The sequence below is a fragment of the Rhodococcus tibetensis genome, from assembly GCF_024438035.1.
Taxonomy (GTDB): Bacteria; Actinomycetota; Actinomycetes; order Mycobacteriales; family Mycobacteriaceae; genus Rhodococcus_F; species Rhodococcus_F tibetensis.
Window position 1 is genome coordinate 1 of sequence record NZ_JANFQF010000043.1, and the last position, 5,906, is coordinate 5,906.

Annotated in this window: 6 protein-coding genes and 1 rRNA gene; 3 read left to right on the forward strand and 4 right to left on the reverse strand. The window is 64.8% G+C overall.

What is annotated here, in order from left to right; genetic code table 11:
• Positions 1 to 930: 930 nt before the first annotated feature.
• From NOF53_RS27310 to NOF53_RS27315, 3 genes are all read right to left on the reverse strand, one after another.
• The gene (locus tag NOF53_RS27310) at positions 931 to 1,266 is read right to left on the reverse strand and encodes a P-loop NTPase family protein (protein WP_374212688.1); all 336 of its coding nucleotides are present in this window, start codon (positions 1,264 to 1,266) and stop codon (positions 931 to 933) included.
• A 185-nt stretch (positions 1,267 to 1,451) separates the two neighbouring features.
• Positions 1,452 to 1,958, reverse strand: a complete 507-nt coding sequence (locus NOF53_RS28010) for a Mu transposase domain-containing protein (protein WP_374212689.1) — start codon at positions 1,956 to 1,958, stop codon at positions 1,452 to 1,454.
• A 428-nt stretch (positions 1,959 to 2,386) separates the two neighbouring features.
• Positions 2,387 to 2,536: a hypothetical protein gene (locus tag NOF53_RS27315; RefSeq protein WP_255974776.1), complete on the reverse strand. Its 150-nt coding sequence runs from the start codon at positions 2,534 to 2,536 to the stop codon at positions 2,387 to 2,389.
• 867 nt (positions 2,537 to 3,403) lie between these two features.
• Here NOF53_RS27315 and NOF53_RS27320 point away from each other — a divergent pair.
• Genes NOF53_RS27320 through istB form a run of 3 tightly spaced genes read left to right on the forward strand, consistent with a single transcriptional unit; the run spans position 3,404 to position 5,102 of the window.
• The gene (locus NOF53_RS27320) at positions 3,404 to 4,000 is read left to right on the forward strand and encodes a hypothetical protein (protein WP_255974778.1); all 597 of its coding nucleotides are present in this window, start codon (positions 3,404 to 3,406) and stop codon (positions 3,998 to 4,000) included.
• On the forward strand, positions 3,997 to 4,266 hold the full coding sequence (locus NOF53_RS28050) for a hypothetical protein (protein WP_255974780.1): 270 nt from the start codon (positions 3,997 to 3,999) through the stop codon (positions 4,264 to 4,266). The genes NOF53_RS27320 and NOF53_RS28050 overlap by 4 nt, the downstream gene beginning before the upstream one ends.
• On the forward strand, positions 4,263 to 5,102 hold the full coding sequence (gene istB / locus NOF53_RS27330) for an IS21-like element helper ATPase IstB (RefSeq protein WP_255974782.1): 840 nt from the start codon (positions 4,263 to 4,265) through the stop codon (positions 5,100 to 5,102). The genes NOF53_RS28050 and istB overlap by 4 nt, the downstream gene beginning before the upstream one ends.
• Positions 5,103 to 5,798: 696 nt before the next feature.
• Here istB and rrf read toward each other — a convergent pair.
• Positions 5,799 to 5,906 (reverse strand): 5S ribosomal RNA (gene rrf / locus NOF53_RS27335); the annotation flags it as partial.

Here is a 5,906-nt window from a genome sequence, read left to right on the forward strand (position 1 = left end):
ACCATACACGATGGCCCACTTCGGAAAATTTCGCCAGGCACTCCGTACAACCTCGTGTCCCCAGCCCTTACAGGCGGAGTCGGTGTCCGTGTCGCTCTGACTCGGAATAAGTTACGCGAACCGAACGCACATTCCAAATCCGCAGGTCACGCCCGAATCGGTCGATTTTCAGGAAACTGTCTGCCGGAGTCGACCTCACGATTTCTGGACTTACCAACTCCTTTGCACTGCCATCTCTGTCGCGCGCCCGGCCCTCGACTCTCACCAGCCGGCCTCATCGAGGAGGACTGTCCGGGCAGTCCTCCGCATCATTCGATCGAGGCGGCCACAGCCATGTGCCCAGAGGTGTATGGGTCCACGCAAGCGCCTTGATCGCGGGCCCGCGGACGCCGTCCACTCGGACGGCCGCGCATCTCGTATTCGGGAGTACGAGGACTAGGCGGGTCCAGCTCGATCGCGGGCGCTGAGGTGCCCAGGGATCGATGAGGCCGACGGGGCCTCACGGACACGGCGGCACTGACGCCGCATACGGCTCCGACCGACAGTCGAGCTGAGCGTGGCGATGAGCGGACCGAAAGGCGCCGAGCGGACATGACGATCAGCAGCACGAACGTGAGACGAATGATCACCATGGCGTAGGTGCCAGCGGCCGCGCGGAGAGTGGCGGCCATGTCGATTCCGTAGGCGCCCCACTGCGCCCTCCACATGGACAGTTGCTTTCCAGGGCATGGCGGCGCATCGGAAGTCGCAGGTTTGTACGTCTTGTCGTCGATGGGGCCACAGACGGAGAACACGGCAACACTGCACACTTGACGGGCTCTGCACTCACCGTGCTGACCACAGGAAACGCTCCGCGCAGGGGGACCCGGCCCCGGGCGGCGACAAGGCTCGTGTGCGGCGCCAGGAAGCGGGCACATCTCTCGAGCATTCTCATGCTGCGGTTGCCTTCGTAGCTACTCGAGACGAGGGCAAAGAGATCCCCCGAGCACGTCCTGCAGGGAAGTGCCCACAGGTTCGCCGCCTCTCCGTATCGAACGAGATGTGGCCGACCTCGTCGACCACCAGTAGTGGATGGCGGTCGAGCTTGATCAGTTCAGTTTCCAATCGGCCGGTGTGGTCGGCGTCGGCCAGGCGCGAGCCCCAGGGGGCCGGCGGTCGCGAGCAACACCCGCGGCCCCCGGACAAGCGCTGATCGCAAGCCTGATCGCCAGACGTTTGCCCAGTACCCCGCCGTCCGAGTAAGACCAATTTGTCCTTCACGGTCACGAAGTCGAGGGCGGCTAGATGCGCGGCGCTTTCGCACTACAGACCGGATTCGTGATTCGCCGCTATGGCCTCCCGGGCCGAGACCTCCCGCTGCAGGCAGGCGACCAGGAGCTCCTCGATGGATCAGGCCTCGGACAGGGCCCGATCGATCAACGGTCCCGCACCATCACGCACTGTCGGCGCCTTCAAGGCACGAGTGAGGAGGATTCAGTTCCCCGGTGAGATCTCGATCCGCAGCTCTGGCACTCGCGGTCATGCGCAGTGCCGCAGCAGCTTTGACATACTCGTGATCGGCGATGGTCTTGATGTTTCGCCCACGCCCAGTGGTAGTCGGCGATCAGAGCGCCCTCGCACCGCACCGGCACCCGGGCCAGGCTAGCGGCATTTTCGATGCACACGCCGCTCACCGACGGGTGCACCGAGTAGTCGTTGGAGTCGAGCTTTAAGAAGTGATCGCGGGCCAACTGGGTCGAGGATCGCCGGCCGGTCACCGGGGGCACCGGCGGGAGCGCGAGCATCGCATGCCGGTCGGCGTCGATCCGGTCGGCCCGGGCGCACCCGCGGACCCGTTTGCGGCGCGGTGTCACCACCGCAACCTGGCAATCCTGGGTCAGTCCGAATTTGCGGTGGCACCACCTCCCGATTGCTCCTTCGCCGTCCCAGAAGCCTCGTCGGTGTTCGGGCCTGACCATGGTCGATCAAGAGGACGATCGTCGGGAAACAGGAATCACACTGGGCGATCTCCCCGGGGCAAGTAGGTGGTGCATGAAGCAGGATTCGGCGGCAGGTAGACCGGGCGCAGTTCGGCGACTTGACAACCGAGCCCCGGATCGAGTGTTCCACCCGATTCGTTCGACGATCACGGTCGCCGACTCGTCTTCGGACTCGTTCCTATCCTGGCGTCTCGAGATATCGGGGCCCTCGGCGGCCAACGCGGAACGGACGGTGTTGCGGGAAAGCCTCATAAGCCGGGCGATCATTCTGATCGGTTCCCGCTCGCTACGATGCAGACGGCGCACTTCAGCCCAACCGTCCACGGAAACTATCCCTTCGTCCCTCCTGGCTCGACTCGAGTCGAGAACGGTGGACTGGGGGTCAATGTTGCGATGCCATACCGTGGTCATTTTTCATGCGCCGCCGACAGAAGCGTGAGCCGGTGCTTGCTTTGCGATGGTGCCGACCGGTGCATCTCGGCGTTGCGTCCGCCACGGAGTTCGGCCCGGGAGCGGCTCATGATGAACAGGCTGTAGTCGATGCCGACGTGCTTCACTCCGCACCGAGAGCGACGAGCATCTTCGAGGCGGCTGACGAGCAGGGACAGAAGGCCAAGTACACAACGAGGAAGGAGACGGTCGACACCGCTACCTCACTCAATCCTTTGATCGGGACTCGCGTTCGACCAAGCGGCTGTCAAATTTCGGTGACGAGGCGAGAGGGGCCGCTGCCCGCCCCAGACAGCACGTCGTGCTGCTTACCCTCGGTCATAACGACGGATTGCCAGCGTCGAACGACGATCGTCCGGTCGCGGTTCGGGTCCGGCGGAGCGCACTATCGCTTCGGTGCCGGTCTGCAGAACCAACCGAAACAGCGCACTCATTTGGGGTGTCGGCAACCAGGTAAAACCATGGAGAGTCGGTCGCGGACCTGATCCGCCGATGCCGAAAGGCATGAGCGGCAACCTCTCCTGCGAACAACGAACCTGAAGCGCCGAAACACGCTGTGAGAGAACTAAATGCGATCCTCCACCGAGGACCCAGGAAGATGAGCCTTACCAAGAAACGGCGACATGAACATCCCAGCAACGATCTCAGCGTTACTCTTACGGCCAGCACGACGAAAAAGGTCTTTGCTCCGGTCAAGGTCCTGAACCGATCAGCCGGTATCGACCCCGCGATACCGTTCCCCGGAGACATGGCCCGAGAGGATAGCGGCCGCCGCGCCCGAATGGAGCGCCGTGGGCGACTTCTTCAATGCCCGAGTGCAATTCGGACCCCACGACTGACGGCGCTCGTTGAAATTCCCCAGTAACGCTCACCGAAATTCCCCACCCGTGTGGCTCCGCCAATGAGGGCGGGTCTCCTTCAATGCTGATGGTCTCTGACCACACATCAGCTAGTCGAAGGAGACCCGCATTCTCATGCTGACATGGGAGGACGATGTGGAAGTACATGCCCTACGCAAACGAGGTTGGTCGATCTCGGCGCTCGCCCGGCACACCGGCCGCGATCGCAAGACCATCCGCGCCTATCTGAACGACGAACGCACCCCTGGAGTGCGTAAACGCCGCGAACCGGATCCGTTCGCCCCGTTCGTCGAGTACGTGAGCTGCCGGCTGGCCGAGGACCCGCATCTGTGGGCGCGCACCCTGTGCGACGAACTCGAAGAGCTCGGGTATCGGCTGTCGTATCCGACGCTGACCCGGCAGATTCGGGACCGCAAACTCCGCCTGGTGTGCGAGGCCTGCGCGAACGCCACCGACAGGGTCAACGCGGTGATCGACCACCCAGCAGGCGAAGAAACGCAGTGGGACTGGGTGGATCTGCCGGACCCGCCCGCCTCGTGGGGCTGGGGGTCTACGGCGCACCTGCTGGTCGGGTCGCTCGCGCATTCCGGTCGGTGGCGCGGGACCCTGGCGCCGGCGATGACGCAGGCTCATCTGGTCGACGGTCTCGACCGGCCGGGGCCGGGGCCGGGGCCGGGGCCGGGGCCGGGGCCGGGGCCGGGGCCGGGATGATGGTCCGCGACCACGGCCACGTCTACGCGCTCGAGCAGGCGGCTCTCGCCGCCGCCGGTCCCGGTGGGCGCCGGCACCGCCGCAAGGAACGGATCCCGCCCGGGCCTGATGCGATCGCAGCGGCGGAAGCATTGCGCCGCAACATCAGCGAGCCGAACATGTCGAACATTGGCCAAGCCGAAACCTCGCAGACGACCACGCCGTCGACGGTTATCGACCTGTCCACCTACGAACGCGCCGCCCGCGGAAGGAACACCCTCGCATGACCACCAGCCCAAGCGATGCGGTTCCGGCGCCGAACACCGCCGAGGCCGCCAGCCTCTACCAACGTCTGCGCGGACACCTGGCGGTGCTCAAACTCCACGACGCCGCCGAAGCCCTGCCCGGGGTTCTCGACCGCGCCCAACAGAACAACCAGTCGATGACCGCCACCCTCGAAGAACTCCTCTCCATCGAGGTCGAGGCGACCGAGGCCCGACGTTTGGCCGGGCGGTTGCGGTTCGCGTGCCTGCCGACCCCGGCGTCGCTCGAGGACTTCGACTACGACGCCGCGGCGGGCCTCGACCGCAAACTCATCACCGAACTCGGCACCTGCCGCTACCTGGAAACCGCGACGAACATCCTGCTCATCGGCCCACCCGGGGTCGGCAAGACCCACCTGTCGGTGGGATTGGCGCGAGCCGCGGTGCACGCCGGCTACCGCACCTACTTCACCACCGCCGTCGACCTCGCCGCCCGCTGCCACCGGGCCGCGATCGAAGGCCGGTGGGCAACGACGATGCGGTTCTACGCCGGCCCCACCCTCCTCGTCATCGACGAGCTCGGCTATCTTCCGTTGCCAGGCGAGGCGGCATCGGCATTGTTTCAGGTTGTCACGCAACGCTATCTGAAGACCTCGATCGTGATGACCACCCACCGCAGCGTCGGTGAATGGGGTGAGGTGCTCGGCGACACCACCGTCGCCGCGGCCATGCTCGACCAGCTGCTGCACCGCTCCGTGGTGCTCAACCTCGACGGCGACTCCTACCGCCTCCGAGACCATCACGCCCGATCCGAAAATCTCCGCAAAGCAACCTCAGCGCCCCGGCAGCCGCTACAGTAATCACCGCTCACAGGTGGGGAATTTCGCCGAGCCCAACTGGGGACTTTCGCTGAGCCTCGTCACGACAGCAACGAGCTCGATTTCGGGGAGACGTGCCCCCGAGGTTCGGACGGAATCCGTACGGGATCTTTCCTCGACGCACCTCCGGGACAGCCGCGTCCGATCGTGCATTCGCTGCCCAGACACAATCACTCCGGCATCGACCGGACTCTTGATCCGACGCGATCGGGAAACGTGTTCCGTCCGAATAGACGACGGTCCGTATCCCACAAACCCGGAGCCCTCCGGGTTGCGGTGCCGGCACACCTCACAATCTGAGGGGCGATTACTCGGGACACCGCGATAGTCCACGGCGACCGAGGATTTCAGATAGCTGCGACGGCGGAGGGGCCGCTTGGCCGCGCTCAACCGGGCCGACGCACGCACACTTGCGTGACAATCCGACGCCGACGAATGTGACTGCCACCGCAATGTCATCGCCAAACGGCGCTGGCGTGGTGGCGGACCACGATCTTCGGACCATAACGTGTCTCGGGAATCGGGGGACATCCCAACATCACCGAAGATATGACCAACGGGTCGGCCCGCGATGAACGCGGCTGCAAATTGAGGGGTCTCGAGCGCTCCCGACGGGAGTTTTTGTTGTGGAATGCCGGAAGCCCCCCAACAGGTGTTGGGGGGCTTCCGGTAACGGATGTTCGGCGGTGTCCTACTCTCCCACACCCTGTCGAGTGCAGTACCATCGGCGCTGGAGGGCTTAGCTTCCGGGTTCGGAATGGGTCCGGGCGTTTCCCCTCCGCTATG

Excerpts from the sequence above, each read along its gene's own strand:
- NOF53_RS28010 (WP_374212689.1), bottom strand. The coding sequence starts at position 1,958 with ATGGTCAGGCCCGAACACCGACGAGGCTTCTGGGACGGCGAAGGAGCA.
- istB (WP_255974782.1), top strand. The coding sequence starts at position 4,263 with ATGACCACCAGCCCAAGCGATGCGGTTCCGGCGCCGAACACCGCCGAG.
- NOF53_RS27320 (WP_255974778.1), top strand. The coding sequence starts at position 3,404 with ATGCTGACATGGGAGGACGATGTGGAAGTACATGCCCTACGCAAACGA.
- NOF53_RS28050 (WP_255974780.1), top strand. The coding sequence starts at position 3,997 with ATGATGGTCCGCGACCACGGCCACGTCTACGCGCTCGAGCAGGCGGCT.